This is a genomic window from Massilia niabensis (assembly GCF_042655085.1).
Taxonomy (GTDB): domain Bacteria; phylum Pseudomonadota; class Gammaproteobacteria; order Burkholderiales; family Burkholderiaceae_D; genus Telluria; species Telluria niabensis.
Map to the genome: position 1 here is coordinate 369,660 of NZ_JBHSMU010000004.1, position 26,469 is coordinate 396,128.

Below are 26,469 nucleotides of genomic sequence, written 5' to 3' on the forward strand. Positions count from 1 at the left end.
TAGGCGCTCTAGGGCGGTCTCCTTGCAAGTTATATTTGCATAACTACCAGACGATATTCCGACCCATATCGGCACTGCGCTTGGCTTCGGCCCGCTCGCGCCAGTCGTTCGGCACGATGAATCCCCGCTCCACCTCTTCCACCAGCCCCGGCGTTTCGCGCACCACGGCCACCAGCACCGGCGAGGGCGAGGTCTCGAACTGCGCCTCCAGCTCGGCGTGCAACTGGGCGCGGTTGAGCAGCCAGGTGGCCTGGGCGGCGCGAAACGGCGCCAGCCATTGCAGCTTCGGCAGGATCAGGAAGGCGTCGGCGCCGAGCGTGTCGAGTTCGCCCAGGGCGCACCAGAAGCCGCGGCAGTGCCCCGCCGTGATGCCGCTCATCGCCGGCCAGCTGCCGGCCGGGTAGAACAGCCAGCCCTTGACCAGCGCGCGCGCCGCGCTGACCGGGCGCGGCAGCAGCGCCTGGGCGGCCGGGTGCGCGCCCAGTTCCAGCTGGCGCTCGAAGATCTTGCGCATCTTCGCACCGAGGCTGTCGGCCAGGTTCGGGCCAACGAGGGTGTCGAACTGCGGAGTATCGCACGACCCGAACTGCCGGGCCTCGCCCTGCAGCAGGTAGAACTTGGTGGCGAATTCGATGTGCTCGACGAAATCGGGACCGGCGTCGAGCAGGAAGTCGAACTCGCCGATGGTGTCGTTGCGGCTGGCGCGGATCTGCAGCCCGTGGGCGACCAGCCTGCCCTGCTGCTGGTAATAGAAGGCCATCAGCTTTTCGGCATACAGGCCGAGGCGGGTGTACACGCGTGGACCTAAAGCGGCGTCGAGCGGGGCCGGGTCGTGGTCGAGGTCGGCGAGCCAGCGCTCGACCTCGGGCGTGACGGGTCCGGCCGAGGCGATGCGGCCGTGCCAGTGCGGCGCGGCGCCGTCCAGCAGGTCGGGCGAGTCGAGCAGCCAGGCCAGTGCGCGCACCCTGGCGCGCCGCAGGTGGCCCCAGCGGCGGTGGAAGGCAAGCTGGTAGCTATCGGTCCCGTCGCGCATCGCGCTCATGTCCACCTTGCGTTTGCGCCTGCGCTTGCCCCCTTGCCCGGCACAGGTCGGCCCATGCGAGCGCCTTGTCGAGGCCGCGCCGCAGCAATTCGCCGGGGTGCAGGGTGGCCACCAGGGACGCCTCGCGATAAGCGTGCACTGCCCCGCGGCTGCCGGCCAGCGGCGCCGAGAGCGGTTTGCCGAGCAGGCCGTTGGCCGCGATCTGGCCGAGCGTCAGCACGGTGGTGGCGCCCGTCAAGGCCAGCTCGCGCTCGAGGAAGGGACGGCAGGCGGCGGCTTCCTCGCCCGTCGGCGCGCGGTCGCCGCCGTTGGCGCTGGCCGGGCGGCACTTGACGAGCTGGGTCACCCAGACATCCTGCTCGCGCGACAGGCCGACCGCGGCCAGCATGTTGTCGAACAGCTTGCCGGGGTCGCCGGCCAGCGGCTGGCCGGCCTTTTCGTCGGCCGCCGTGGCGGCGCCGGCGGCAACGAACCAGCGTGCCTGGCGGCTGCCGCTGCCATAGACGGGCTTTCGACCCGAACACGAACCGCAACGCTCGCAGCGCGCAATGGCCGCGTGCAGCTCGTCCCAGTCCATGCGGGCGATCGCCTCCAGGCTGTCGGCAGGCTCCGGCTCCTCGACCGGCGCCAAGGCCGGCGGCGTCCAGGGGCTTGGGGCGGGCGCCGAGGTGCGCGGGATCTCGCCCCAGGCCGGATCGCGCGGCGGCGGCGGCACGAAGGCGGGGTCGACTGCGGCGGGCTCGGCTGCGGCCGGGCTGGCGGCAGGAACCAGCTCCACTACCGCGGCGGCGGGGCTGGCGTCGGCCTCCGGCGCCATCTCGCCGGCTGGCGCTTCGCCTGCCGCCGGGCGGCGCAGGCGCCACAGGGGCGCAATGCCCATCTCGGCGAGGAAAACCTCGTCGCGCTCATTGACGTTCACCCTGCTGTTCATAATGTGTGCCTCATCACGATGGCATCCTCGCGCTTGCCTTCATGGGCAGGATAATACCCCTTGCGGCGTCCGATCTCGGCAAAGCCAAAGCGTTTGTACACGGCCAGGGCCCGCTCGTTGGTCGGGCGCACCTCGAGCAGCACCGATCCGGCGCCCATCCCGCGCGCGCGCGCGCACAGCGTCTCGAGCAGGTAGCGCCCCAGGCCCGTGCCGTGGCGCTCGCCGGCCACGGCCACGTCGAGCAGGTGGGCCTCGTCGAGCGCGTACATCAGCAGGAAGTAGCCGGCGAGCTTGCCGAGCGGGTCGCGCAACAGCCAGGCGTCGTAGCCGGCCGCCAGCGAATCGGTAAAGTTGGCGCGGCTCCAGGGGTGCGGAAAGACGCTGCATTCGAGCGCGTACACTTCGTCGACGTCGGCCGGCAGCATCGGCACGAGTACCAGGCCGGCGCTGGCGGGCGCGTTCATCATTTCTGTGCCCGGGCGGCTTTCGCATCCGCCTTCTCCGCATTGATCACCTGGCGCTCGGCGCTGGTGAACGCGACCTTGTTGCGCAGGTAAAGCGGCTGGGCCTGGGCGGCCGGCACGCCCTGCCCCGCCGCCAGCGCAGCCGCCCCAAGCTGCGCCATGTCGCGCGCATGCGGCACGATGGACATGTCGGCATCCTGTGCAAAGGCCTTGCCGGCGAAGGCCTCGGGATATGCCACAAAGCCGTTGCCGCAGGCGGCCAGGCCGTCAGCCGGGGCAGGCTGCACGGCCTCGGGGCTCGACAGGGCCGGCGCGAGCACCGCCTGCCAGGCGCCGCCTGCATACCGGTACTGCGCCCAATACACTTCGCCCATGCGCGCATCGAGTACGGCCAGCACTTCGCAAGCGCCGCTGCGCGCGCGGCAGGCCTCGGCCATGGCCTCGAGCGTGACGAGCGGCACCACCGGCAGGCCGGCGCCGAAGGCCAGGCCCTGGGCCACGCCGCAGGCGGTGCGCACGCCAGTGAACGATCCGGGGCCGGCGCCGAAGGCGATGGCCTCGACCTGCGCCAGGGTAATCCCGGCTTCGCGCAGCAAGTCCTGCACCATTGGCAGCACCGACTGGGAATGGGTGCGCACGCCGCCCGACTCGCGGGAGGAGACGGTAGCCCCAGGGACGGTAGTCCCAAGCAATAGCGCGCACGAGGCGAGTTCGGACGAGGTTTCGATGGCAAGGATGATAGGCATCCCGTATTTTAACCTGCCGGGGCGCCTCCGATCCATGGCGGCGCTGCTGCGCCGGAGCGTTTGGCGCACCGATGCGCCCGTTGTGACGTAGCTCCTGCCAGGAGGTAGAATGCGCCCATGCATAGCCTAACGCTCGAGTCAGATACCCGTGACGACATCACCGCCGCCGTGGACAGCGGCCGCTGGATCGTCGCCTGCCTGTGCGCCGCCTGGTGCGGCACCTGCGGTTCCTACCGCGCCGCCTTCGACGCTCTCGCGGCGCGCCATCCGGACAAGACCTTCGTCTGGATCGACGTCGAAGACCAGGCCGACGTCGTCGGCGACCTCGATGTCGACAACTTCCCGACGCTGCTGGTGCAGCGCGACGATACGGTGGCCTTCTTCGGCACAATGCTGCCCGATGCCGCCGTAGCCGACCGGCTGCTACAGGCCCAGGCGGAACTGGCACCGGAAGAACTGGCGCGCCTGGCCGGGTCGAACGAGGAACGGCGCGGCTGGCAGCGCGACTGCAACCTGCGCGCCCTGCTGCGCAACGCCGCCTAGCCGCGCTCGCACCAATTCAAAAGCCGGGAACGGTATCTACCCGGTTGCCTGCATTATTGATTGGCCCGCGCGATATGGTCCGCCGAATATGCGGCAATCCGAACATATCGCGGCAGTAATGCCGCGCCAGCCGGTTATCGGGACGGGGCCCGCCGATGCATGAATATCATTTCAGTGCCGTTTCAGTAAGCGTGCAAAAGAAAATGCCGGGCGACGCCTATATGAATAGGACAGCCCGGCATTTTCTTTTTCAACCTGCCGCGTGCTGCATGTGGCCGTGTGCGAGCACAACCAAATGCAGCCTTATCGATGCGGCCCCGCCGCGATATTAACGGTGGGTGGTCGTGGTGGTACGGGTGTGGTCTTCCTTCTTGCGACGCAGGCCCAGCAGGCCGGCCAGGCCCAGCAGGCCGATCCAGCCAAAGTCCTTGTCGTCGTCGACAGGAATCGTCTGCGTGGTCGTGGTGGCGCCGGTATTAGGATCGGTCGAGGTCTGTGCCGACACAGGCAGTGCGACAGCGGCGGTCAGCGAAATGGCGAGAAGGGCACGTCCGGCAATAGCGTTAACTTTTTTCATATTCCACTCCTGGGTTATTGAACAACAATTTTATTTAACGGCGAGCGAGAATATCTTGCGACTCATGTTCGCAGGATGTGTGCTTCACTTGCAGGTCCAGTATAGGCAAAATATTAATAGAGATGTGTTCGCTAGCCTTTAGGAAATATTAATAATCGCGAAACCAGCCTCGCCAAGGAAATGGCGGCAGGCGGCAGATATGCAGAAATGCAGGAATGGTTGCAGATGCCGACGGTGCAGCTCAGGCGGCAGCCTGCCCCAGCCGCAGCGGCAAACTGCGCAGCCTCTGCCCGGTCAGCTTGAACACGGCCGAGGCCACCGCCGGCGCCAGCGGCGGCACGCCCGGTTCGCCCACGCCTTCGGGCGGCTCTGCGCTCGGCACGATGATGGTCTCGACGACCGGCGCGCGGTCAAACCGCAACACCGGATAGTCGCCGAAGTTCTGTTGCTGCACGCGGCCGTCCTTGATCGTAATTTCGCCGCCCAGCGCCGCCGACAGGGCGAACACCACGGCCGACTCCATCTGCTGGGCGACGATGTTCGGGTTGACCGCGATGCCGCAGTCGATCGCGCACCAGACCCGGTGTACGCGGATCTCCCCGCCCTCCACCGACACCTCGGCCACCTGGGCGACGATGCTGCCGAAGGACTGGTGCAGGGCCACGCCATGGGCACGGCCCGCTGGCATCCCGGGTGCCCCCTTCGCCGCCGCCTTGACCGCCGCATCGAGCACCGCCAGGTGGCGCGGATGCTGCGCCAGCAGCGCGCGCCGGTACGACACGCCGTCCTGCCCTGCCGCATGCGCGACTTCGTCGAGGAAGGCCTCCTTGAAGAAGGCATTGTGCGAGTGGCCGACCGAGCGCCAGTAGCCGAGCGGCACCGCGCTGTCGACGATCACGTGCGCGCTGCGCCGGTTCGCGATCTCGTACTGCATGTCGTACTCACCCTCGGCCGTGGTCTTGTCCCGCCCCATGCCGGGCAGGCCCAGGTTGCGCGGGAAGTACTGGTGGGCGATGGCGCCGCTGGCCGACTTGTTGTCCCAGGCCAGGATGCGCCCCCGGGCGTCCAGGCTCGCCCCGAAACGCGCCAGCGCCGCCGGGCGGTAGACGTCGTGCGTGGTGTCGTCCTCGCGCGTCCAGATCAGCTGCACCGGCTGGCCGCCCGTGCGCAGCGCCACGGCCACCGCCTGCGCCACCATGTCGCCTTCCAGCCGGCGCCCGAAGCCGCCGCCCAGCAGCATGACTTCGATCGCCACGTCCTCGCGCGCCACGCCGGCCACTTTCGCCGCCACGTCCACGGCGATGCTCGGCACCTGGGTCGAGGCCCACAGCCGCACTTTGCCCCCTGCCACCTGGGCCGTGCAGTTGACCGGCTCCATCGCCGCGTGCGCGAGGAAGGGCGCGCGGTATTCGGCCGTCACCGTTCTGGCGACACCGGCCACGTCCCGGATGCCGGACTCGAAATAGGCGTAGCCCGCTTCGTTGTCGAGCGCGGCGGCAAAGCCGGCGAAGATCGACTCCGTCGACAGGCCCGCACTGTCATGTTCATGCCAGCGCACCACCAGCGCCGCCGCGGCAAGCTTTGCCTGCCACCAGCTGCGCGCCACGACGGCCACGCCCGCGCCGGCGCCCGCATACGGGCCCAGCGAGGATGACACATCGACCACGGCGCTCACTCCCGGCATCGACTTCGCCTGCGAGGCATCGAACCAGGCCACCGCGCCGCCAAGCACCGGCGACATCTTGAGCGCTGCGTACAGCAGGCCGGGCGGGCGCGCGTCAATGCCGAACAGCGCCGAGCCGTCCACTTTGGCAGGCGTATCGCGGCGCGGCAGCGGCTTGCCGATCAGGCGGAACGCGGACGGTTCCTTGAGGCGCACGTCGCCCACGTCGATTCCCGCGCCGACCTGCGCCGCGCGCGCTGCCAGGCTGCCATACGAGGCGCGCCGGCCATCGCGGTGGATCACGAAACCATCCTCGGTACGCAAATCGCCTGCTGGCGACTTCCATTCGTCGGCCGCCGCTTTCACCAGCATCGCGCGCGCCACCGCACCCGCTTCGCGCATCGGCTGCCAGGCGTCCTTCACGCTGGTCGAGCCGCCGGTAAACATGATGCCCAGCTCGCGCCCGATCTTCCCCAGCATCCACTGGGTGCCGTCTTTCACGTTGCCGCGCTCGTCCGGGTGGAAGGCCAGGTTCTCGCGCAGCACGGCGAGGTTGCCGAAGATCTTGTCGACCGGCGCGGCCATGATGGCGACCTTCGCGAGGGGCACATCGAGCTCCTCGGCCACCAGCATCGGCAGCGCCGTGTGCACGCCCTGCCCCATTTCGCTGCGCGGCACCACGACCGAGACCGTGCCGTCGGGCGCAATCGCCACCCAGCCGTTGAGGGCGACCACGCCCGCCTCCACCTCCAGGGGCAGGCTGGTGTGCAGGCGCTGGCGCGGTGGGCGCATGCCCCAGCCGACCAGCAGCGCGCCGCCCGCGACCAGGCCGCCGAGCAGGAAGCGGCGCCTGCGCGAGGTGCCGGAGCTGGCGCCGGTGCCGCTCGACACCGCGTCAGGCGACCGTGTTTCGACGCTCATCCTGTCCCCATTCCTGCAGCAGCTCGCCCGGCGCCACCGGCCGGCCGTACAGGTAACCCTGCGCGCGCGTGCAGCCGTGGCGCAGCAGGAAGGCCGCCTGCTCTTCGGTTTCGACCCCTTCGGCAATCACCGACAAGTGCATGCTTTTGCCCAGCTGGATGATCGCGATCGCGATCGCCTCGTCGTCCGAATCGAGCGCGATGTCCTTGATGAAGCTGCGGTCGATCTTCAGTACGTCCACCGGCAACTGCTTCAGGTAAGCCAGCGACGAGTAGCCGGTGCCGAAATCGTCGATCGCCAGGCCCACGCCCATCGCGTGCAGCTCGTGCACGAAGGCGAGCGCGTCGCCGGTGTTCATGATGACCGACTCGGTCACTTCCAGCTGCAGGCGGTGCGGCGCCAGGCTCGTTTCCGCCAGCACCCGGGCCACCTGCGGCGCCATCGCCCCGCGCTCGACCTGGCGCACCGACAGGTTCACCGCCATCTTCGGCACCACCAGGCCCGCTTCGTCCCAGCGTCCCATCTGGCGGCAGGCCTCCAACAGCACCCATTCGCCGATCTGGTTGATGAAGCCGGTCTCCTCGGCCATCGGGATGAAGCGCACCGGGCTGACCGATCCCAGCTCGGGATTCGTCCAGCGCACCAGTGCCTCGACGCCGATCAGGCGCCCACTTTCAATATCGACCTGTGGCTGGTAATGCAGGAAGATTTCGCCGCGTTCGATCGCGCGGCGCAGCAGCGCTTCCATGCGCAGGCGCAGGACGCCTTCGCCATCCATGTCGGGCGCGTAGAACTGGTAGCCGTTGCGCCCGCGCGACTTGGCCTGGTACATCGCCACGTCGGCATTCCTCACCAGCAGGTTGGCATCGATGCCGTCGTCCGGGAACAGGGCGATGCCGATGCTGCCGGTGACGTACAGCTCGTGGCCGGCGACCAGGAAGGGCTGCTCGAACATGCCCATCATCTTCCCGGCCACCTGGCGCGCGCCGAAGCTGCCGGCCACATTCTCGAGCAGCACGATGAATTCGTCCCCGCCCAGGCGCGCCAGGGTGTCGCCTTCCCGCAGGCGGGCGGCGAGCAGCGTCGCGACCTGTTTCAGCAGCTCGTCGCCGACGTGGTGGCCAAGCGTGTCGTTGACGTTCTTGAAGCGGTCGAGGTCGATGAACATGACGGCCAGCTGCTGGCTTTCGCGGGTGGCGCGCCCGATGGCGTGCAGCAGGCGGTCCTGGAACAGCAGGCGGTTCGGCAAGGCGGTCAGCGGGTCGTGGTGGGCCAGATAGTCGAGCTTGTCCTGCGATTGCTTCAGGCGCGTGATGTCGCTGAAGACGCCGACGTAATGGGCAACCTTGCCTGCGCTGTCGCGCACGGTGGACACGGTGAGCCACTGGAGCCAGGGCTCGCCGTCCTTGCGCGTGCTCGACAGCTCGCCGCGCCAGAAGCCGGTGTCGCTGAGCTGGTTCCACATGCCCCAGAACAGGTCCGGGTCATTGTTCGCGCTGCGCGTGACGCTCCACGGGCGGCCCGTGACTTCGTCCGCGGACCAGCCGGTGATATGGGTAAAGGCGGGGTTCACGGTCACGATCGTGCCGTAGACGTCGACCACCATCACGCCGTCGGCGATGTGCTCGAGCACGGTGGCGGACAAGCGCAGCTTCTCTTCGGCTTCCTTGCGCTCGGAGATGTCGGCGAACACCCAGATGTTGCCCGCTTCCGGATGGCCGGGATCGATCGAACTGCCGCTCACCAGGCACCACAGCAGGCTGCCGTCGCGGCGCCGGAACTGGCGCTCGTGGCTGGGGTCGCCACTGCTGGCGAGGATCGGGAAGAAATGATCCACGGCGGCGGCATGCTCGGAGTGGTTCACGAACAGGATGGAGGCCGGCTTGCCGGCCAGGCTGCCGCCGGGGTAGCCGAACAGCTCTTCCGAGCGGCGGTTAACCGAGACGATGCGCCGTTCGCGCGTGAATACGACGCCGAACATGACGTTGTCGAGGATGGCGCCCTGCTCGGCCAGCAGCGCGGCGATGCGCATTTCATTGTCCTTGCGCTCGCTGATGTCGGAGATGATGCCGTCGACCCAGGCGCCCCCCTCGCCCGGCACCCGCTGCGGCTGGCCGCTTTCCAGCACCCAGCGCTCACCGCCGCGGGCATCATTGATGCGGTATTCGACTTCGTAGCTGTTCCCGGACTGGAGCGCTTCGCGCGTGACCTGGCGCTGCAGGCCCCGGTCCTCGGGAACGATCATGTTCGACCAGTCCTCGGTGGTGCCTTTCATGAGTTGCGCGGCCGGCACGCCGGCAATGCCGAGGATGGCGTCGCTGACAAAATCGATGGCGCCGCCCGGACGCGCGCGGAACACCGCGCCCGGCACCTGGGTGACGATGGTGCGGAACTGTTCCTCGCGCTGCGCGATGTCGGCGAACAGGCCGCGGATTGCCACGCGCATGCGCTCCATCTGGGTGCCGAGCCGGCCCAGCTCGCCGGGCGCCTCGATCACCAGCGGGGTGTCGAAGTCGCCGCGCGAGAGGCGGTCGGAAAAGCCGGTGAGCCTGCGCAGCGGCATGCGCAGGCGGCGCCGCAGGAAAGCGAGGATCAGCGCCAGCGACACCAGCACCTGCACCGCCAGCACCAGCGCGTAATTGCGCTGCTTGCGGTGCAGGGCCTGCACCCGCAGCAGGTCGTCCATCTCGATGCGCAGCTGGCCGATGCGCTCGCCCTGGACTTCGATGCCGCGCGTGGCGTGCACCACCCTGCCGAGCGGGCGCGCGGCGGCGCGCACGTCCATGAACGAACTGTACTGCGTCGTATCCTGCGCGCCGACGACCTGGACGCGCACCACGGACGGGTCGCGCATGACCGAATCGACCAGCGCGCGCGCAGCGTCGGTATTCATGTCCCACAGCGACTCCTGCATGCCGAACGAGAGGATGTCGGCATTGCGCTGCAGCGTTTCGTCGAGCTCGGCGACGGTCGCCTCGCGTTCCTGCACCACCAGCAGGACGTAGCCAGCCACCAGCACCGGGACCACCAGGCCGCCGACGATCACCACGAGCATGGCGCCGTAGACCGACCTGGCGTAGAACCGGGTCAGTCTCGAACTCAATCCGCGCAGGTCAGGCCGGGGCATGGGCTCAGGTGTTGCGGCGCGGGTAGCCCTGCGCAAGGATGCGCTGCCACACGATCTCCTTCTGCTCCGGCGCCATCGACACCCAGTGCGCCACTTCGGCTACGGTGCGCCCGCAGCCGCGGCAGATGTCGTCGAAGGTAGTCGAGCAGACGGCGACGCAGGGTGTGTCGGGCCGCTGCGGGAGCGGGCCGACAGGGCGCTGCGGGAGCGCCCCGACAGCTCGAGCGGGGACAGGCTCCCCTGGAGCCGGTCCCGGCGAGGTCTCGTCCATATCAGCGCGCTGGTCCGACATCGAGCTTGTCCCAGCCTTCATGGCCGAGCTGTTCCATGGTCTCGATGTTCTTCTCGAAGATTTCCTCGGCGTCCGGAAAGGCTTCGACCGCGCGCTCGATGCTGTCTTCGCGCAGCAGCTGCAGGATCGGGTACGGCGCCCGGTTGGTGAAATTCGAGATATCGTTCTTGTCCGTGTCGGCGAACTGGTAGTCCGGATGAAAACTCGCGACCTGCAGCTCGCCGTCGAGCTGCATGTCTTCCACCGCGGCGTCGGCGACGTCGAGGAACTCGTTGTAGTCGAGGAAGTCGTCGAGCACAAAAGGGTGGATCAGCAGGGTCGTGTCGATTTTCTCCGCCGGCGTGTCCGCCAGGTGCTGCAGCTCGTCCATCAGCTGCTCGAGCAGCGCCTCGGGCGTGCGCGCAGGCGAGACGACATAGCGCACCTGCTCTTTTACATAGACAGCCTTGGCGAACGGGCACAGGTTCAGGCCGATGACGGCCTTTTCCAGCCAGCGGCGGGTGGCGGCGACGATCGCGTCGTCGTCGGCATTGGGGTTGATGGTCATGAGCTGCTTTCAATATGAACGCTTGGTACGAGAGCGTTCAACAAAATTCCCAGGGCAAGGCGCACCGGCGAAGACAGTACGCCGGTACGGCGAGACGAGTGCAACGCCGCCGTAGGGATTTTGTTGGACGCGAGTTTGAATTGTACGCAAGGTTTGCGTGTGCTCATAGGTCATCCATTCGTGAGGGGTAATTTGGAATTTCGCAGGGCACGGGCCGGACACGGCTGCTTTATTGATGACCTGACAAGACTGCCGAATGGATGAGTTGTTTCCGCTGAGAACGTATATTTGAGGCCATGCTTCGCATACTCCGGCTGAGTATGCTTTAAAACGCGACATTTACCCTATGAATGTGAAGCAATTTGGCGGCATACCCCCACAGCGCATTATCAAAATAATTACGTGTTGGCAAAAAGGATAGACAAGAAAATTTGTAACCGGCCGGGATTATTGCTTGACTGCTTAGACGGAGCCTCCTTACACTCCCTCCTGATCACCAGTCCCGTAGTTCCTGGACGCAACACTGGAAGGCCAAGTACGACATGACCATCATCCGCTCGACCTCGATCCTTGCCGCGCTGGGCTTCCTGCTCTCGGCTCCCCTCGCCCACGCCATCGACACCGCGCCGAGCAGCACGCTGCAAAGCGCTGCCGTCGCGCGTTCGGCTGTCAACGGGGGTGCCGCCCTTGGTACCGTGTCGCTGAAAGTCGACGAGTACAAGGAAACCGACGTCTGGGGCCGCATCCGCAGCGGCTACGCCATTCCCGACATCAGCAACAGCCTGGTCGAGCGCCATACCAAGTCGTACAGCCTGAAACCCGACTACATGGCACGCATTTCGGGCCGTGCATCGCCCTACCTGTTCCACGTGGTGCAGGAACTCGAAAAGCGCGGCATGCCGACCGAACTGGCGCTGCTGCCGGTGATCGAATCGGCCTTCAACCCGCAGGCCCTGTCGACCGCCAGCGCGGCCGGCCTCTGGCAGTTCGTGCCGGGCACGGGTAAAGACTACAACCTGAAGCAGAACATGTTCAAGGACGAGCGCCGCGGCGTGCTGGCCTCGACCGACGCCGCCCTGACCTACCTGCAGCGCCTGTACACGATGTTCGGCGACTGGCAGCTGGCCCTGGCCGCCTACAACTGGGGCGAAGGCAACGTCCAGAAGGCGATCAAGAAAAACCAGGCGCTCGGCAAGCCGACCGACTTCGAAAGCCTGGCCGACCTGATGCCGGCCGAGACCCGCAACTACGTGCCGAAGCTGCAGGCGGTCAAGAACATCGTCGGCAACCCGGGCCAGTACAACGTGGTCCTGCCGGTGATCGACAACCAGCCCTATTTCACGACGGTCGACAAGACCAGCGACATCGACCTGGCCATTGCCGCCCAGCTGGCGGAAATGTCGGAAGACGAGTTCAAGGCGCTCAACCCGCAGTTCAATCGCCCGGTGATTACCGGCGAGCGGACCAAAATCCTGCTGCCGCAGAAAAACGCCGAAAAATTCCACGTGAACCTGGCGTCCTGGGGCAAGACGCTCTCGACCTGGACCACGCACAAGATCACGGGCGCCAAGGAAAGCATCGCGTCGCTGGCCTCGAAGTTCGGCACCACGCCGGAAGTCATCCGCCAGGCCAACAATATCCCGGCGCAGACCCGCCTGAAAGCCGGCTCGACCATCCTGGTGCCGAAGACCTCGTCGTCGCTGCACTCGGACATCGCCGACAACATCGTCGACAGCGCCGTGATGGCGCTCGAAGCGGACCGCGGCGAAAAGCGCAGCGGCGCGCGTACCCAGCGCTTCAAGACCAAGGCCGTGGCCTCGTCAAAGTCGCGCGTCTCGCGCAATACCAACAGCCGTCGCAAGCATCGTTAAGTAGCTCGCTGCCGGCCCCCACGGGGCCGGCAGGTTTCTCTTCCTCCCGCCTGCCGTACCCACTATTCCTGCGTTCACTTTGCGCTGCCTCAAATCGACGGCCTCGTGCAAGCATTCCCAAACTAGAGTATAGTGTCGTTTGTGCGCTGCAATAACCGACACCAAGTCGCCGCAGCAGCAAGCACATGAGAAGTACAACAAGCAGCATCGCAACCCAGGCCTGCCATTTTCCGGCAGCCCTCCATAAAGCCCTCCCGCCCTGTGTGTCGATCCTTTGACACCGTCCCGGCGCAAAGCTTTTGTGCCGAAATTTCTTTCATTTTTGAGTCATTTCGTTCTGTTGGTTCGCGTTGCTATTTCGCGCTCGTAAACGTTCGAGCGCTGATCACTACCGAAAGAAAAGCAAACAATGAGTTTTGAAGCACTAGGCCTCCACGCCACGATCGTCAAAGCAGTCAACGAAGCCGGTTACACCGTCCCGACCCCGGTCCAGGAGCAAGCCGTTCCAGCGGCCATCGAAGGGCGCGACCTGCTGGTCTCGTCGCAAACCGGTTCCGGCAAGACCGCGGCATTCATGCTGCCGGCCCTGCACAAGCTGGTCAGCGCCGAGCCGGCAGCCGCCCCTGCGCAGGACGCGTCCCGTCCACGCGGTGAGCGCGTCCGTTTCAGCGCAGCCAAGCCGAAAATGCTGGTGCTGACCCCGACCCGCGAACTGGCGCTGCAGGTGACCACCGCGACCGAAAAATACGGCAGCTACATGCGCCGTATCCGCGCCGTCTCGATCCTGGGCGGCATGCCTTACCCGAAGCAGATGCAACTGTTGTCGAAGAACCCTGAAATCCTGGTGGCAACCCCAGGCCGCCTGATCGACCATATGGATTCGGGCAAGATCGACTTCTCCGAACTGGAAATCCTGGTGCTGGACGAAGCCGACCGCATGCTGGACATGGGTTTCATTGAAGACATCGAGAAGATCGTTGCCGCAACGCCCGCCAGCCGCCAGACGATGCTGTTCTCGGCCACGCTCGACGGCGTCGTCGGCACCATGGCACGTCGCATCACGAAAAACCCGATGACGATCCAGATCGCCAGCGGCACTCAGCGTCACGAGAACATCGTGCAGCGCGTGCACTTTGTCGACGACCTGTCGCACAAGAACCGCCTGCTCGACCACCTGCTGCGCGACGAGTCGATGGACCAGGCCGTGGTGTTCACCGCCACCAAGCGTGACGCCGACACCATCGCCGACCGCCTGAACATCGCCGGCTTCGCAGCCGCTGCGCTGCACGGCGACATGCACCAGGGCGCGCGTAACCGCACCCTGGACAGCATGCGCCGCGGCCAGGTGCGCGTGCTGGTGGCAACCGACGTCGCCGCCCGCGGCATCGACGTGCCGACCATCACCCACGTGGTGAACTACGACCTGCCGAAGTTCCCTGAGGACTACGTGCACCGTATCGGCCGTACCGGCCGCGCCGGCCGCAATGGTCTTGCCATTTCGCTGGTGAACCACGCCGAAGGCATGAACGTCAAGCGCATCGAGCGTTTCACCAAGCAGAGCATCCCGGTCGACGTGGTGGTCGGTTTCGAGCCGAAGCGTTCGGCGCCGGCAGCGCGCAGCGGCGCCCGTCCAGGCGGCTGGAAGCCGGGCGACGGCCGCAGCGCCGCCAAGCCAGGCCAGCGCAGCTTCAGCAAGCCTGCAGCGGCACCGCGTGAAGGTGGCTACAGCCGCGACGCGGCACCACGCGAAGGCTTCCGCACCGGCCCAAGCGCAGGCGCCCCACGCCGCGAAGGCAGCAGTGGCGGTTACCGCGGCAGCAACCCGCGTTCGGCGGACGGCGCCCGCCGCAGCTTTGGCGATAACTGATCGTTGAAGTGTGATGAAAGAACGGCTGCTTCGGCAGCCGTTTTTTTTCGCCCGAGGGTTTCGCACCGACCTACGTCGCCTCCCGCCCGCTCCCCTGCGCCTACACGCCGTATAATCGCCTCCCACCGACCCGCCCCGTCCCGTACCGCATGACTCTCCCCCGCATCACCATCGTCAGCCCTGCCAGCGCGCGCGACAACAACGGCAACTGGCAAACCGCCAGCCGCTGGGCGCATTTCCTGCGCGGGCCTTGCATGGTCGAGGTATCCGGGAACTGGACGGCGGACACCGGCCCCGCAGCTGCGCCCGACCTCCTGATTGCCCTCCACGCGCGCCGCTCGGCCGCTTCGCTGGCCGCCTTTACCAACGCTTTCCCTGAACGCCCGACAATCCTGGTCCTCACCGGTACCGACCTGTACCGCGACATCGACACCTCACACGAGGCGCGCGCCTCACTCGAGCGTGCGAGCGCCCTGGTGGTGCTGCAGGAAGCCGCGCTGGCGCGCCTGCCCGCGCCGCTGCGGGCGAAAGCCCATGTGATCTACCAATCGGCGCCGATGCTGGCGCCGACCGGGGACGGGCCGGGAGAGCGCCACCTCGACATCTGCATGATCGGCCACCTGCGCCCCGAGAAAGACCCGCTGACTTTCATGCGCAGCGCCGCGCTGGTCACCAATCCACGCGTGCGCCTGCTGCACATCGGCGGCTCGCTCGACCCGGCCCTGGAAGCGGCCGCCCGCGCAACAGCGACAGCGAACACCCGCTACGGGTGGCTGGGATCCCTGCCCCACGCGCAAACACGGGCGCGCCTGGCAGGCTCGCATGCGATGGTAATCGCATCGACCATGGAAGGCGGCGCCAACGTCATCATCGAGGCCGTCACCAGCGGCGTGCCGGTGCTGGCCTCGGACATCGAAGGCAATCGCGGCATGCTCGGCATGGACTATGCCGGCTATTTCCCTCCCGGCGACGCGGCCGCGCTGGCCCAGCTGATCGACCGCTGCGCCGGCGACGCGGCGTTCGACGCGCAGCTGCGCGCCCAGTGCGCAGCGCGCGCCCCGCTGTTCGCCCCGGCGGCCGAGCAAGCGGCACTCTGCGACTTGGTGGATAATCTGCTGGATAAGCTGCCGGATAAGCTGTAATCGCGGCGGTCCCGCTGCCCTGAGAACTGAGAAACCAACATGAAGTGGAACCGAACATGAATGCCCCAGACCAGCCCATCAAACTGACTTCCTTCTCGCACGGCGGCGGCTGCGGCTGCAAAATTGCGCCAGGCGTCCTGGCCGAGATCCTGAAGAGCTCGAAAGGCTTTCCCGTGCCGCCGCAACTGATGGTCGGCATCGAGACCGCCGACGATGCGGCCGTCTACAAGCTCAACGACGAGCAGGCGCTGATCGCCACCACCGACTTCTTCATGCCGATCGTTGACGACCCGTTCGACTTTGGCCGCATCGCCGCCACCAACGCCATTTCCGACGTCTACGCCATGGGCGGCACTCCGATCATGGCCCTGGCCCTGGTCGGCATGCCGATCAACAAGCTGCCGCTGGAGACGATCGGCGAGATCATCCGCGGCGGCGAATCGATCTGCGCCGAAGCGGGCATCCCGATCGCCGGCGGCCACACCATCGATTCGGTCGAGCCGATCTATGGCCTGGTCGTGCTGGGATTGGTGCACCCGAGCAAGGTCAAGCGCAATGCCGATGCCAGGGCCGGCGACGTGCTGATCCTGGGCAAACCCCTGGGCGTGGGCGTGCTCTCGGCCGCCCTGAAGAAAGATGCGCTGGGGCCGGACGGCTACGCCGCCATGATCGCCAACACCACCAAGCTCAACAAGCCGGGCAAGGCGCTGGCCGACATGGCCGGGGTGCATGCGCTGACCGACGTCACCGGCTTCGGCCTGCTCGGCCACCTGCTGGAACTGGCGCGTGGCGCCGGCGTCACGGCCGAACTCGACATGGCCTCGATTCCCCTGCTCCCGGGTGTGCTGCAGCTGGCGCAGGACGGCTATTTCACCGGAGCCTCGGGGCGCAACTGGGATGCTTACGGCAGCGATGTCACCCTGGCCGACGCGGTCACGCCGGCGCAGCGCGCGCTGCTGACCGACCCGCAAACCTCGGGTGGCCTGCTGGTCTCGTGCGATGCCGCCCTGGCCGCCGAGGTGCTTGCCCTGTTTGCACGCGAAGGCTTTGGCGAGGCGAAGGTTATCGGCCGCATGGCGGCGGGTGCGCCGCGGGTGGTGGTCCAGGCCTGATGGTCTTGTCGCCCATGCCCCGGGGCTGACATCCCTGGAATCGGCAGCGATCCATGCATAGCGCATGGCGCTGCCTTTTTTTTGCATCCGTAGAGCAATAACTTGTCTTTTTGAAACTTGTCGGTCGTATAATGGCGGGCTGCCGGCGCAGACCGGCCTTGATATCCCAACAAAACAATCCTGAGACAATGCGCACGCAACAGGCTGCACAAGTAAGCACCGATCCTGGCCCAGCAGCCGACCTGCCGGCCCGGCTCGGCAACCTCCTCCTAGGCACCGACAGCCGGCAGCGCCTTACCCTGACGCTGCTGGGGCTGGTCGCGCTGGTGAGCGCCACCGTCGTGATGCTGCTGACCTATGCGGTTGCCATCGGCATGGCCGACCTGCGCCAGGTTGCCCTGCTCTCGGCTTGCGTCTTTGCCTCCATCATCGGCTTCTACGCAATGATCCGCAGCGGCTGCAACCGGCGTTTTTCCGACCCGACCCTGGCCATGCCACAAGCCATCATGGCGCAGACGCTGATTGCCTGCGCCTATGCGCTGACCGGTCCCTTGCATGGCGCAACCGTCATCATGCTGGCGCTGGTGATGGTGTTCGGGATGTTCAGCCTGCGCCCGGCGGCCGTGCGCATCGTCAGCGTGTACACGGTAGTGGTCATGGGCGCCGTGATCTACTGGAGCACGCAGCACCAGCCCCTCCATTACCAGCCGCAGCGCGAACTGTTCAATTTTGGCCTGACGGCGATCGTGATGCTGGCCATTTCCCAGCTTTCGGGCCAGCTGATGGACATGCGCACTCGCCTCAAGACGCAGAAGATCGCGCTCGAGGGGGCGCTGGCGCACATCAAGGAAATGGCGGCGCGCGACGAGCTGACGGGTCTGCCGAACCGGCGCCGCATGATGACGCTGCTGCAGGAACACGCGACGCGCCACGCGCGCGGCGGGCCGCGCTTCTTTGTGTGCATCATCGACCTCGACCACTTCAAGCACATCAACGACACCTACGGCCACGCCGCCGGCGACGCCGTGCTGCGCTCGTTCGCGGCCCAGGCCCAGGTGGTCTTGCGCACCACCGACATCATCGGCCGCTGGGGCGGCGAGGAATTCCTGGTGCTGCTGCAGGAAACACCGCCGGGCGAGCCGATGCTCGGCGTGGCGCGCCTGCGCGAGTCGTTAAGCGTCACCCCCGCCAGCCCGGGGCTGCCGGATGTGCGCGTGCGTTTTTCCGCGGGTTTTGCGAGGTATGAGGAAAACGAGCCGATCGACCAGGCCATCGAACGCGCCGACCGCGCGCTGTACGCGGCGAAGTCGGCGGGACGCAACTGCAGCATCGTGCTCTGACCGGGCGCGTGGGTCGCGCTCAGTCGCGCCTGGCCTGGTAAGCCCGGCCCGCGTCGCCGGGACCGCGGCGCACGACGGCAGGCTTGTAGAGGTGATGCAGCTGGCGTGCCAGCAGCGCCAGCCCGAGCAGCAGTACGATAAACGCCACCATGACCGGCAGCGGCAACCCCAGGAATACGCCTCCCATGACACCTCCCGTTCTCACGTTAACTGCCCAGCGTTGTGCCGGCGCAAGAACCTACTGTGCCATCTGGCTTCGACGAAGAATTGCGCTAGCGCAAAAGTTGCACGGTATCATGCCGGGGCGGTCGTCATCGGCGGATGGCGCTCCGGCTTGCCGCGGCCGACGCGCTCGTACTCGGCGATGACCTGGGCGCCGAACAGCAGCAGCGTGGCGCCGATCTCGAGGCTGAACATGACCACGATCGCGGTCGTCATCGAGCCGTACACCACGTTCACCTGCGACAGGGTCGAGAAATACCAGACCAGCACGTGGCGCGCGGCTTCCCACAGCAGCGCCGCCGTGACGCCGCCGACCAGCGCGTGCGAAGTCGACAGGCGCCCGACCGGCATTACCAGGTAGATCGAGGTCAGCACCAGGATTTCGCCGGCCAGGCCCAGCAGGTAAAGCAAGGCGCCCGACACCCCGCCGAGCGACCAGGTGGTACCGAGCAATATCACGCTCTCCTTCCCCATCACCTGCAAGGTGCCAGCCACGACCGTCACCAGCATCACGCCGATCCCGAGCGCCAGCATGTAGCAATACGGCAGCAGGGCCGAGACCAGGAAATGGCGGCGCCGGATCGCGACCCGGTGCACAAAGATGACGCTCATTGCATTTTCCAGCACGGTAAACGCGAACGAGCTGAAAAACAGCATGGTCCCGCCCAGCACCCAGGTAATGAGCTCGCGGTTGTCGAGGAAGTTGGCGACCTCGGCCGTTATCGAAGCCGACTGGCCCGGCATCAGCAATTCCAGGTAGCGGCGCAGCGTGACGAGCAACTCGGCCGGGTCGATGAAATGCGACAGCGCCACCACCACCAGCATCAGGAAGGGCACGATCGACAGCAGCGCGTAGTAGGCGACGGCCCCGGCCAGCAGCAGGCCCTGGTTCGCCCGGAAACCTTTGAGCACGCTGAGCGTGAAGGCGAGCGGATGCTTCAGGATATAGGCGTTGGCGCGCCGGTTCAGGATCCGCACGCGCATGCTGCGCTTATGCAGGCGCCGCAGGCGCAAGCGAGATAGCCGAGCCATGCCCATCATTGCGCCAGCCTGATTCCAGCAAACTGCCAGCGTGCGCCGGCCGGGAAAAAGTTGCGGTAGCTGGCGCGTGCATGGCCTGCCGGCGTCGCGCAGGACGCCCCGCGCAGCACATATTGGTTGACCATGAACTTGCCGTTGTATTCGCCGATCGCACCCGGCGCCGGGGCATAGCCGGGATAAGGCGCGTAGCTGCTGCTCGTCCATTGCCAGCAGGCGCCGAAGGTTTGCGCCAACCCCTCACCCGCCGCATCGGCAGCGGCAGGATGCAGGTGGCCGGCCTCGATGCTGGCGTGGCGAGCGGCAAATTCCCACTCCGCCTCCGTCGGCAGGCGCGCGCCGCGCCAGCGCGCATAGGCGTCGGCCTCGTACAGCGAGACGTGGGTGACCGGGCGGTTCGCATCGAGCGGACTCAAGCCGTGCAGCGTGAATTCAGTCCACTCGCCATCCGCGCTGTCGTCACCCGGGCGGCGCCAATACAGGGGCGCGGCCAGTTCGCCGGACGCCACCCGGTCCCAGCCCTCGGCCAGCCAGAGCGCCGGATCCCGGTAGCCGCCGGCCTCGATGAACGCGCGGTATTCGCCATTCGTCACCAGGCGCGAGGCGAGGGAAAATGGCGCGACATAGGTACGGTGGCGCGGCAACTCGTTGTCGAAGCAAAAGCCGTGGCCGTCATGACCGATCTCGGCCAGGCCGCCATCGAAGGGCAGGAAGACGAGCGCAGGCGGTGGCGCCGCCTCCTGGAGCGGATCGTTCGCGTAGGCGGGCGCCAGGGGATTGCACGCCAGCAGGTGCTTGAGGTCGGTGAGCATCAATTCCTGGTGCTGCTGCTCGTGCTGCAGGCCCAGTTCCACCAGGCTGGCCAGGGCGGCGTCGCCCGGATGATTGGCCAGCAGGCGCACCATGCGCGCGTCGACGTCAAACCGGTAGGCCCGCACTTCTTCCAGCGAAGGACGGGTCAGCAGCCCGCGCTGGGCGCGCGGGTGTTTCGCCCCGACGCCGTTGTAGTAGGAATTGAACAGCACCCGGAAGGCAGGATGAAACGGCGCGAAACCCGCCTCGCGCGGCTCCAGGACAAAGGTTTCGAAGAACCAGGTCGTGTGCGCCAGGTGCCACTTGACCGGACTCGCGTCCGGCATCGACTGGGCGCAGCAGTCTTCCGGCGACAGCGGCGCGGCCAGCTGCACCGAGCGGTCGCGCACCAGGGAAAACCGCTGTACCTGAGTTTGCATCTCAGCAGGTGCGTGAGGTTGTGACTGAGCCCGTGCCCCCATGGTGCGCCCTGTCAGCTGATGGCCTGCGCGTGGATGACTGCGAACGGGCAGCGTGCATCGAGCCAGACGCGGGTCGCCTCGAAGCCCGATTGCTCGAGCAGGGCGATGGCGTCGGCCTGGCGGTATTTATAGCTGTTTTCGGTCTGGATGCGTTCGCCCTCGGCGAAATCGCGCCCGCCGCCCGGCCAGCGCACGCGCTGCGCGCTGCGCGCTTCCAGGTGCATCTCGACCCGGCCAAGGGCTTCGTTATAGAAGGCGACATGGCGCCAGCCGCGCACGTCGAAGTCGGCGCCGAGCAGGCGGTTCACGTGGCGCAGGATGTTCAGGTTGAAGGCGGCCGTCACGCCGAGCGCGTCGTCGTAGGCGGCGTCGATCACAGCCTTGTCCTTGACCAGGTCCATACCGATGAGCAAGGCGCCGTCGGGACCGCAGGCCTTGCGCAGGCGCCGCAGGAAGGCGCGCGCTTCCGGCGGCGTGAAGTTGCCGAGCGACGAACCCGGATAGAAGAACAGGCGGCGCTCGAGCGGGATGCTGTCGGGCAGCGCCAGGCTGTTCGAGAAATCGAGCCCGAGCGCTTCCATGGCGATGTGCGGAAAGCGCGCGCGCAGCCGCGCCAGGGCGTCGGTCACGAAGTCGGCCGAGATGTCGACGGCGACATACCTGGCCGGGCACAGCCGTGGAAACAGCGAGGCCGCCTTCGCGCAATTGCCGGCGCCGAGGTCGATCAGGGTCGTGCCGACACCGCAAGCGCGCGCAATCTCCTTCCCGAAGCGCTCGAACAGCCCTGCTTCGGTGCGCGTCGGATAGTATTCCGGCAGCGCGCAGATCGCCTCGAACAGGGTCGATCCGAGCGAGTCGTAGAGGAATTTCGGCGAGATGCCGGCCTGGTGCGCGCAGAGGCCGTCAGCCAGTTCGGCCGCGACCTGGACCTGGGGGTGGTCGGCGTGGGCTGGAGGGCACGGTGCCGCAGCCCGCTTTTCGATTGTGCATGACGTCAGCATAAGGTTTATCATTCGTGCCGCCGAAGCGCGGGTGCGCCCAGGACTGGGGAGTTGCCGTTTTTGCTATCATAGCGGAATACCCGATTTCCCCGCGCCAGCCAGTTACCGAACCGTGCTGGCCGCCCTTTCCCTTGTCATGAAGAAGAACGCCAACATGCTCCCACTGTCCCGTAGAAAATTGCTGCTTGGCGCATCCGCCGCCCTGGTACTGTCGACGACCGCATTCAACGCCGCCGCCCAGAACACGCCCGGCGTGCTGCGCGTGTCCGCCATTCCGGACGAAGCGCCGACCGAACTGCAGCGCAAGTTCAAGCCGCTGGGCGACTACCTGGCCAAGGCCACGGGACTGAAGGTCGAATTCACGCCGGTGACCGATTACGCGGCCTCGGTCGAGGGACTCGTCAACCACAAGCTCGACATGGTGTGGTTCGGCGGCTTTACTTTCGTGCAGGCCAACGTGCGCAGCAAGGGCCAGGTCATTCCACTGGTGCAGCGCGTGGAAGACGAAAAATTCCGCTCGGTGTTCATCACCACCTCGCCAGCCATCAACAGCCTGGCGGACCTGCGCGGCAAGACGCTCTCCTTTGGTTCGGAATCCTCGACCTCGGGCCACCTGATGCCGCGCTCCTTCCTGCTGGGCGCAAACATCAACCCGGACACCGACCTCAAGCGCATCGCCTTCTCGGGTGCGCATGATGCGACCGTGGCGGCTGTGGCCGGCGGCAAGGTCGATGCCGGCGCACTGAACATCTCGGTCTGGGAAAAGCTGGTCGAAGCCGGCAAGGCCGATCCGAAAGTCACGCGCGTGTTCTACACCACGCCGGGCTACCACGACTACAACTGGTCGGTGCACAGCAAGATGAGCCCGGCGCTCCAGAAGAAGATCCGCGACGCCTTCCTGGCGCTGGACGCATCGACCCCGCAGGGCAAGGAAATCCTCGACCTGCAGCGCGCCACGAAGTTCGTGCCGACGAATCCGGCCAACTACAAGCAGATCGAAGCGGCCGCGCGCAGTGCGGGTTTGCTGAAGTAAGGTTGCAGGTGATATGACGAAGTTATTATGAGCTTTAAGCTCGACAACTTGACCGTGCGCCACCTGGCTGGCGGCACGGCGCCCGTGCTGCACGGGCTCGACTTGAACGTCGAGCAAGGGGAGCAGCTTGCCCTGATCGGCCCGTCCGGGGCCGGCAAGACCACGCTGCTCTCCACCCTCGCCTGCGCGCACCGCCCTGCCGCGGGCAGTTTTACCGTCTTCGGCGAGGACCCGTGGGCGCTGTCGCACGCGGCGCGCCATGCCTTGCGCGCGCGCCTGTTCCTCGCCCCGCAGACGCCGCCGCTGCCGCCGCGCCAGCGCGTGGTCACCGCCGTGCTGGCCGCGCGCCTGCCGCACTGGAGCGTGTGGAAGGCGCTCGCTTCGCTGTTCCGCCCGGCGGACCCGGACGCCGCCCACGACGCACTGGTGCGCTTCGGCCTGGGCGACAAGCTGTATGCGCGGGTCGACCGGCTCTCGGGCGGCGAGCGCCAGCGCTGCTCCCTGGCGCGCCTGTTATTGTCCACTGCCGATGCCTTCCTGGTGGACGAGCCGATTTCCGCGCTCGACCCGGCGCTGGCGCGCCTGACCCTGGCCACCCTGCAGGCGGAAGCGGCCGCGCGCAATGCCACGCTCGTCTGCAGCCTGCACCAGGTCGAGATGGCGCGCGCCCACTTCGACCGCCTGGTGGGCCTGCGCGACGGGCGCATCGTGTTCGACCTGCCGCGTGCCCGCGTCACCGATGCCATGATCGCGGCCCTGTACGAGAACGAGACAGTACTGCCGCACGTCCACCCGCCGCATGAGCCGCCCGAGCGCATCGCCGTCGGCGCCTGCTTCTGATGACCGTTCCGCTATTGACGGTAGCCTGCCTATGACGATGTCCCGGCAATTCCTGCATCCGGACCCCGCGTGGCGCGGACGCCTGCTGGCCTGCGCGGCCTGTGTCGCCTTGCTCTGGCCGATGCTCGTCTTCAGCGAGTTCAAGCCCTGGTTGCTGTTCGACCGGCAAAGCCTGGGCGCGGCCGGCGGCTTCCTGTCGGACTTCCTCCGCCCGGCACACACGTCCGAATTCCTGCTGATGGTCTTGCGCGACACCTGGGTCACGGTGGCGATCGCGACCGCCGGCCTGGCGCTCGCCTTGCTGGGCGCGATTCCCGCCACGCTCCTGGTCAGCGAACGCCTGTCGATCTCGCGCCTCGGCACCGGCCGCATGCGCGCTCCCGCGGCGCTCCTGCGCCAGGTGGTGCGCTGGGTGCTGGTGCTGCTGCGCAGCGTGCCGGAACTGGTGTGGGCGCTGCTGTTCGTGCGCGTTGTCGGGCTCGGGCCGACGGCCGGGGTACTGGCCATCGCCCTTACCTATTCAGGCATGCTGGCGAAGGTCTATGCCGAGATCCTGGAGTCGGGCGACGCCCACGCCACCGATGCCCTGCTGGCGGCCGGCAGCCCGCGCCTGTCCGCCCTGCTGTACGGCGCGCTGCCCGACGCTGCCGCCGAACTGGTGTCGTACACGGTCTACCGCTGGGAGTGCGCGATCCGCGGCTCGGCGGTGATGGGTTTCGTCGGCGCCGGCGGCCTTGGCCAGCGGATGGACGAATCGACCCGCATGATGGCCGGCGGCGAAGTGGCCACCATGCTGATCATGTTCGTGCTGCTGGTCGCCTGCGCCGACCTGGTCTCCAAACTTCTGCGCCGGCGGCTCGGATGACGACGCGTCCGGCATCTCCTCCCCCCGCTCCTCCGCGCAGCTGGAGCACGCCGCTGCTCCTCGTCGGGCTGCTGGCGCTGGTCGTCGCCAGCTTCGCAACCCTGCAACTGGAGCTTGCAGCCTTCCTTGCGCCCGAGTCGCTCGGCACGACACTGGAATTCCTGTCCGGCTTCGCCCCGCCCGACCTGGCTCCGGCTTTTCTGCGCAAAACGCTGGGAGCCGCACTGGAAACGCTGTCGATGTCGGCGCTGGGTACCTTGCTGGCCGTCGTTGCCGGCCTGTTGCTGGCGCTGCCGGCATCCGGGCGCTGGGGCGCGCCCCCGCGCGCGGCGGTGCGCCTGCTGCTCAACGTGCTGCGCTCTATTCCCGAACTAGTGTGGGCCGCGCTGCTGCTGGTGGCCGCGGGCCTGGGACCGTTCGCCGGCACGCTGGCGCTGGGCGCGCACACGGCCGGCGTGCTGGGCCGGCTGTTCGCCGACGCCCTGGAAAACGCCGAGCCGCTGCCCGAGGCGGCGCTGCGCAACAACGGCGCGCCGGCGCTCGCCGCGTTTTTCTATGCCACCCTGCCCCAGACCCTGCCGCAGATGCTGTCCTACACCCTGTACCGCTGGGAGAACAACATCCGCGCCGCCGCCGTGCTGGGTGTGGTCGGCGCGGGCGGACTCGGCCAGATGCTGAAATACCATTTGTCGCTATTCCAGATGCAAAGCGCCGCCACCGTCGTGCTGGCGATGCTGCTGCTGGTGGCCCTGGTCGATGCGGCCAGTTTCGCGCTGCGGCGCGCCCTTACCCGCTAACCCTTCCGCTAACCCTTCCGCTAACCCTTACGATAATCCTCGGATCATCCACTTACCCATGCTCGAACTCTCCGGCCTGACCAAGACCTATGGCGGACGCGCCGTGCTGTCGAACCTGTCGCACCGTTTCGCTCCCGGGCGTTTCGTCGCCATCATGGGGGAATCGGGCGTCGGCAAGTCGACGCTGCTGAACCTGATCGCCGGACTCGATGCCCCCGACAGCGGCGAGGTGATCGTCGACGGCAGGCCGATGTCGGCGCTCGACGACGACGCCGCCACCGGCCTGCGGCGCACGCGCATGGGTTTCATCTTCCAGGCTTTCCACGTGCTGCCGCACCTGACGCTGCACCAGAACGTGGCGCTGCCGCTGCTACTGAACCGCTCGGGCACGGAACGGGCCGAGGCCATGCTGGCGGCGGTGGGACTAGGAGGACGCGGCGCCGACTTTCCGCGCCAGCTCTCGGGCGGCGAACTGCAGCGCGTCGCCATCGCGCGCGCCCTGGTGCACCAGCCGGCGCTGCTGCTGGCCGACGAGCCGACCGGGAACCTCGATCCGGAAACGGCGGGCGGCATCCTGCGCCTGCTGCGGGCCGAAATCCGCGCCACCGGCGCCGGCGCCATCATGGTCACCCACTCGCATGCGGCGGCCGACATGGCCGATGAGATCCTGCTCCTGACACGTGACGGGCTGCAACAAGCTTAAGCGAGCCCGACAATTAGCGTAAATTCCGTGAGGAAACGTGTATGTTAGGCGCATGTTACGTTCAGTTACAGTGAACAGTGCGTCGTGCGCAACAGAGTCGTAGTAATATCACAACGACCCGCACCCATAAGCACTCAAAATTCCGGGCGTATCCAGAACGGTCCTGCTCCCTCAACCAAAGTACGCAATTTTGGAGGAGTACATGAACGTACGCCAAAAAAAACAGGAAATGCTGGCCGCGATGCACCGTGCGCGTGCCCTTGAGCCGTCGAGTTTCGTGCCCAACAAGCTGCTCGACACGCTGATCGAAAAACTGCACCTCAAGAATGACGCCGAGCTGTGCCGGGTGCTCGAGGTGCAGCCGCCGATCATCAGCAAGATCCGCCACCGCAAGCTCAACGTCGGCGCAACGATCCTCTTGCGCATGCACGAGAAATCGAACATCCCGATCCGCGAACTGAAGGAGCTGACGACGGCGTCGCTGCACTAGGCCGCATGGAAAAACTACAAG

Annotated in this window: 25 protein-coding genes; 12 read left to right on the forward strand and 13 right to left on the reverse strand. The window is 66.8% G+C overall.

The genetic code is table 11. From position 1 onward, the window contains the following. Positions 1-43: 43 nt before the first annotated feature. Genes ACFPN5_RS04320 through tsaB form a run of 4 tightly spaced genes read right to left on the reverse strand, consistent with a single transcriptional unit; the run spans position 44 to position 3,183 of the window. A complete protein-coding gene (locus tag ACFPN5_RS04320; protein WP_379780923.1) occupies positions 44-1,033 on the reverse strand; it encodes a DUF1853 family protein in 990 nt (329 codons plus the stop codon). Beyond that, positions 1,014-1,973: a uracil-DNA glycosylase gene (locus ACFPN5_RS04325; RefSeq protein WP_379780466.1), complete on the reverse strand. Its 960-nt coding sequence runs from the start codon at positions 1,971-1,973 to the stop codon at positions 1,014-1,016. The genes ACFPN5_RS04320 and ACFPN5_RS04325 overlap by 20 nt, the downstream gene beginning before the upstream one ends. Then, a complete protein-coding gene (gene rimI / locus ACFPN5_RS04330; protein WP_379780468.1) occupies positions 1,970-2,440 on the reverse strand; it encodes a ribosomal protein S18-alanine N-acetyltransferase in 471 nt (156 codons plus the stop codon). Before rimI ends, ACFPN5_RS04325 begins: the two co-directional genes overlap by 4 nt. Continuing rightward, positions 2,437-3,183 (reverse strand): tRNA (adenosine(37)-N6)-threonylcarbamoyltransferase complex dimerization subunit type 1 TsaB, encoded by a 747-nt coding sequence (gene tsaB, locus ACFPN5_RS04335; protein ID WP_379780470.1) that lies wholly within the window; start codon positions 3,181-3,183, stop codon positions 2,437-2,439. The genes rimI and tsaB overlap by 4 nt, the downstream gene beginning before the upstream one ends. Before the next feature lie 117 nt (positions 3,184-3,300). Between tsaB and ACFPN5_RS04340 the strand changes: the two genes are divergently transcribed. Then, on the forward strand, positions 3,301-3,726 hold the full coding sequence (locus tag ACFPN5_RS04340) for a thioredoxin family protein (protein WP_379780472.1): 426 nt from the start codon (positions 3,301-3,303) through the stop codon (positions 3,724-3,726). Between the two features lie 328 nt (positions 3,727-4,054). Here the strand turns inward: ACFPN5_RS04340 and ACFPN5_RS04345 are convergent, their stop codons facing one another. From ACFPN5_RS04345 to ACFPN5_RS04365, 5 genes are all read right to left on the reverse strand, one after another. Beyond that, positions 4,055-4,303: a WGxxGxxG family protein gene (locus tag ACFPN5_RS04345; protein ID WP_379780474.1), complete on the reverse strand. Its 249-nt coding sequence runs from the start codon at positions 4,301-4,303 to the stop codon at positions 4,055-4,057. A gap of 241 nt (positions 4,304-4,544) precedes the next feature. Next, on the reverse strand, positions 4,545-6,887 hold the full coding sequence (locus ACFPN5_RS04350; protein ID WP_379780476.1) for a xanthine dehydrogenase family protein molybdopterin-binding subunit: 2,343 nt from the start codon (positions 6,885-6,887) through the stop codon (positions 4,545-4,547). Beyond that, positions 6,862-10,014: an EAL domain-containing protein gene (locus ACFPN5_RS04355; RefSeq protein ID WP_379780478.1), complete on the reverse strand. Its 3,153-nt coding sequence runs from the start codon at positions 10,012-10,014 to the stop codon at positions 6,862-6,864. The genes ACFPN5_RS04350 and ACFPN5_RS04355 overlap by 26 nt, the downstream gene beginning before the upstream one ends. A 4-nt stretch (positions 10,015-10,018) precedes the next feature. After that, positions 10,019-10,285, reverse strand: coding sequence for a DUF1289 domain-containing protein (locus ACFPN5_RS04360; protein WP_379780925.1), 267 nt, complete (start codon positions 10,283-10,285; stop codon positions 10,019-10,021). 1 nt (position 10,286) lies between these two features. Further along, entirely contained in the window at positions 10,287-10,853 is a 567-nt protein-coding gene (locus ACFPN5_RS04365; protein WP_379780480.1) for a DUF1415 domain-containing protein, read from the reverse strand. A 542-nt stretch (positions 10,854-11,395) separates the two neighbouring features. Here ACFPN5_RS04365 and ACFPN5_RS04370 point away from each other — a divergent pair. The 5 genes from ACFPN5_RS04370 (at position 11,396) to ACFPN5_RS04390 (ending at position 18,185) form a co-directional block, all read left to right on the forward strand. Continuing rightward, positions 11,396-12,724 carry a transglycosylase SLT domain-containing protein gene (locus ACFPN5_RS04370; RefSeq protein WP_379780482.1) on the forward strand — a complete coding sequence of 443 codons (1,329 nt, stop codon included), beginning with the start codon at positions 11,396-11,398 and terminating at the stop codon, positions 12,722-12,724. Between the two features lie 409 nt (positions 12,725-13,133). Further along, positions 13,134-14,591, forward strand: coding sequence for a DEAD/DEAH box helicase (locus ACFPN5_RS04375; RefSeq protein ID WP_379780484.1), 1,458 nt, complete (start codon positions 13,134-13,136; stop codon positions 14,589-14,591). A gap of 149 nt (positions 14,592-14,740) precedes the next feature. Further along, positions 14,741-15,733: a selenoneine biosynthesis selenosugar synthase SenB gene (gene senB / locus ACFPN5_RS04380; RefSeq protein ID WP_379780486.1), complete on the forward strand. Its 993-nt coding sequence runs from the start codon at positions 14,741-14,743 to the stop codon at positions 15,731-15,733. A 56-nt stretch (positions 15,734-15,789) separates the two neighbouring features. Beyond that, a complete protein-coding gene (gene selD, locus ACFPN5_RS04385) occupies positions 15,790-16,845 on the forward strand; it encodes a selenide, water dikinase SelD (RefSeq protein WP_379780488.1) in 1,056 nt (351 codons plus the stop codon). 188 nt (positions 16,846-17,033) lie between these two features. Continuing rightward, complete coding sequence (locus ACFPN5_RS04390) at positions 17,034-18,185, forward strand: GGDEF domain-containing protein (protein ID WP_379780490.1); 1,152 nt, start codon at positions 17,034-17,036, stop codon at positions 18,183-18,185. A 19-nt stretch (positions 18,186-18,204) separates the two neighbouring features. Here the strand turns inward: ACFPN5_RS04390 and ACFPN5_RS04395 are convergent, their stop codons facing one another. The 4 genes from ACFPN5_RS04395 to egtD form a co-directional block, all read right to left on the reverse strand. Beyond that, complete coding sequence (locus tag ACFPN5_RS04395) at positions 18,205-18,372, reverse strand: hypothetical protein (protein WP_379780492.1); 168 nt, start codon at positions 18,370-18,372, stop codon at positions 18,205-18,207. A gap of 107 nt (positions 18,373-18,479) precedes the next feature. Continuing rightward, the gene (locus tag ACFPN5_RS04400; protein ID WP_379780927.1) at positions 18,480-19,391 is read right to left on the reverse strand and encodes a YihY/virulence factor BrkB family protein; all 912 of its coding nucleotides are present in this window, start codon (positions 19,389-19,391) and stop codon (positions 18,480-18,482) included. A 53-nt stretch (positions 19,392-19,444) separates the two neighbouring features. Beyond that, positions 19,445-20,677, reverse strand: a complete 1,233-nt coding sequence (egtB, locus tag ACFPN5_RS04405; protein ID WP_379780494.1) for an ergothioneine biosynthesis protein EgtB — start codon at positions 20,675-20,677, stop codon at positions 19,445-19,447. 53 nt (positions 20,678-20,730) lie between these two features. Continuing rightward, a complete protein-coding gene (gene egtD, locus ACFPN5_RS04410) occupies positions 20,731-21,720 on the reverse strand; it encodes an L-histidine N(alpha)-methyltransferase (RefSeq protein ID WP_379780496.1) in 990 nt (329 codons plus the stop codon). Positions 21,721-21,874: 154 nt separating this feature from the next. Between egtD and ACFPN5_RS04415 the strand changes: the two genes are divergently transcribed. The 6 genes from ACFPN5_RS04415 to ACFPN5_RS04440 all read left to right on the forward strand — a co-directional run bounded on the left by ACFPN5_RS04415 (position 21,875) and on the right by ACFPN5_RS04440 (position 26,448). Further along, positions 21,875-22,753 carry a putative selenate ABC transporter substrate-binding protein gene (locus tag ACFPN5_RS04415; RefSeq protein WP_379780498.1) on the forward strand — a complete coding sequence of 293 codons (879 nt, stop codon included), beginning with the start codon at positions 21,875-21,877 and terminating at the stop codon, positions 22,751-22,753. A gap of 27 nt (positions 22,754-22,780) precedes the next feature. Next, on the forward strand, positions 22,781-23,593 hold the full coding sequence (locus tag ACFPN5_RS04420) for a phosphonate ABC transporter ATP-binding protein (protein WP_379780500.1): 813 nt from the start codon (positions 22,781-22,783) through the stop codon (positions 23,591-23,593). Between the two features lie 37 nt (positions 23,594-23,630). Then, entirely contained in the window at positions 23,631-24,458 is an 828-nt protein-coding gene (locus ACFPN5_RS04425) for a PhnE/PtxC family ABC transporter permease (RefSeq protein WP_379780502.1), read from the forward strand. After that, the gene (gene phnE, locus ACFPN5_RS04430; protein WP_379780504.1) at positions 24,455-25,255 is read left to right on the forward strand and encodes a phosphonate ABC transporter, permease protein PhnE; all 801 of its coding nucleotides are present in this window, start codon (positions 24,455-24,457) and stop codon (positions 25,253-25,255) included. Before ACFPN5_RS04425 ends, phnE begins: the two co-directional genes overlap by 4 nt. A 58-nt stretch (positions 25,256-25,313) precedes the next feature. Next, complete coding sequence (locus tag ACFPN5_RS04435; RefSeq protein ID WP_379780506.1) at positions 25,314-25,958, forward strand: ABC transporter ATP-binding protein; 645 nt, start codon at positions 25,314-25,316, stop codon at positions 25,956-25,958. A 202-nt stretch (positions 25,959-26,160) separates the two neighbouring features. Continuing rightward, positions 26,161-26,448: a hypothetical protein gene (locus ACFPN5_RS04440; RefSeq protein WP_379744482.1), complete on the forward strand. Its 288-nt coding sequence runs from the start codon at positions 26,161-26,163 to the stop codon at positions 26,446-26,448. Positions 26,449-26,469: the final 21 nt, after the last annotated feature.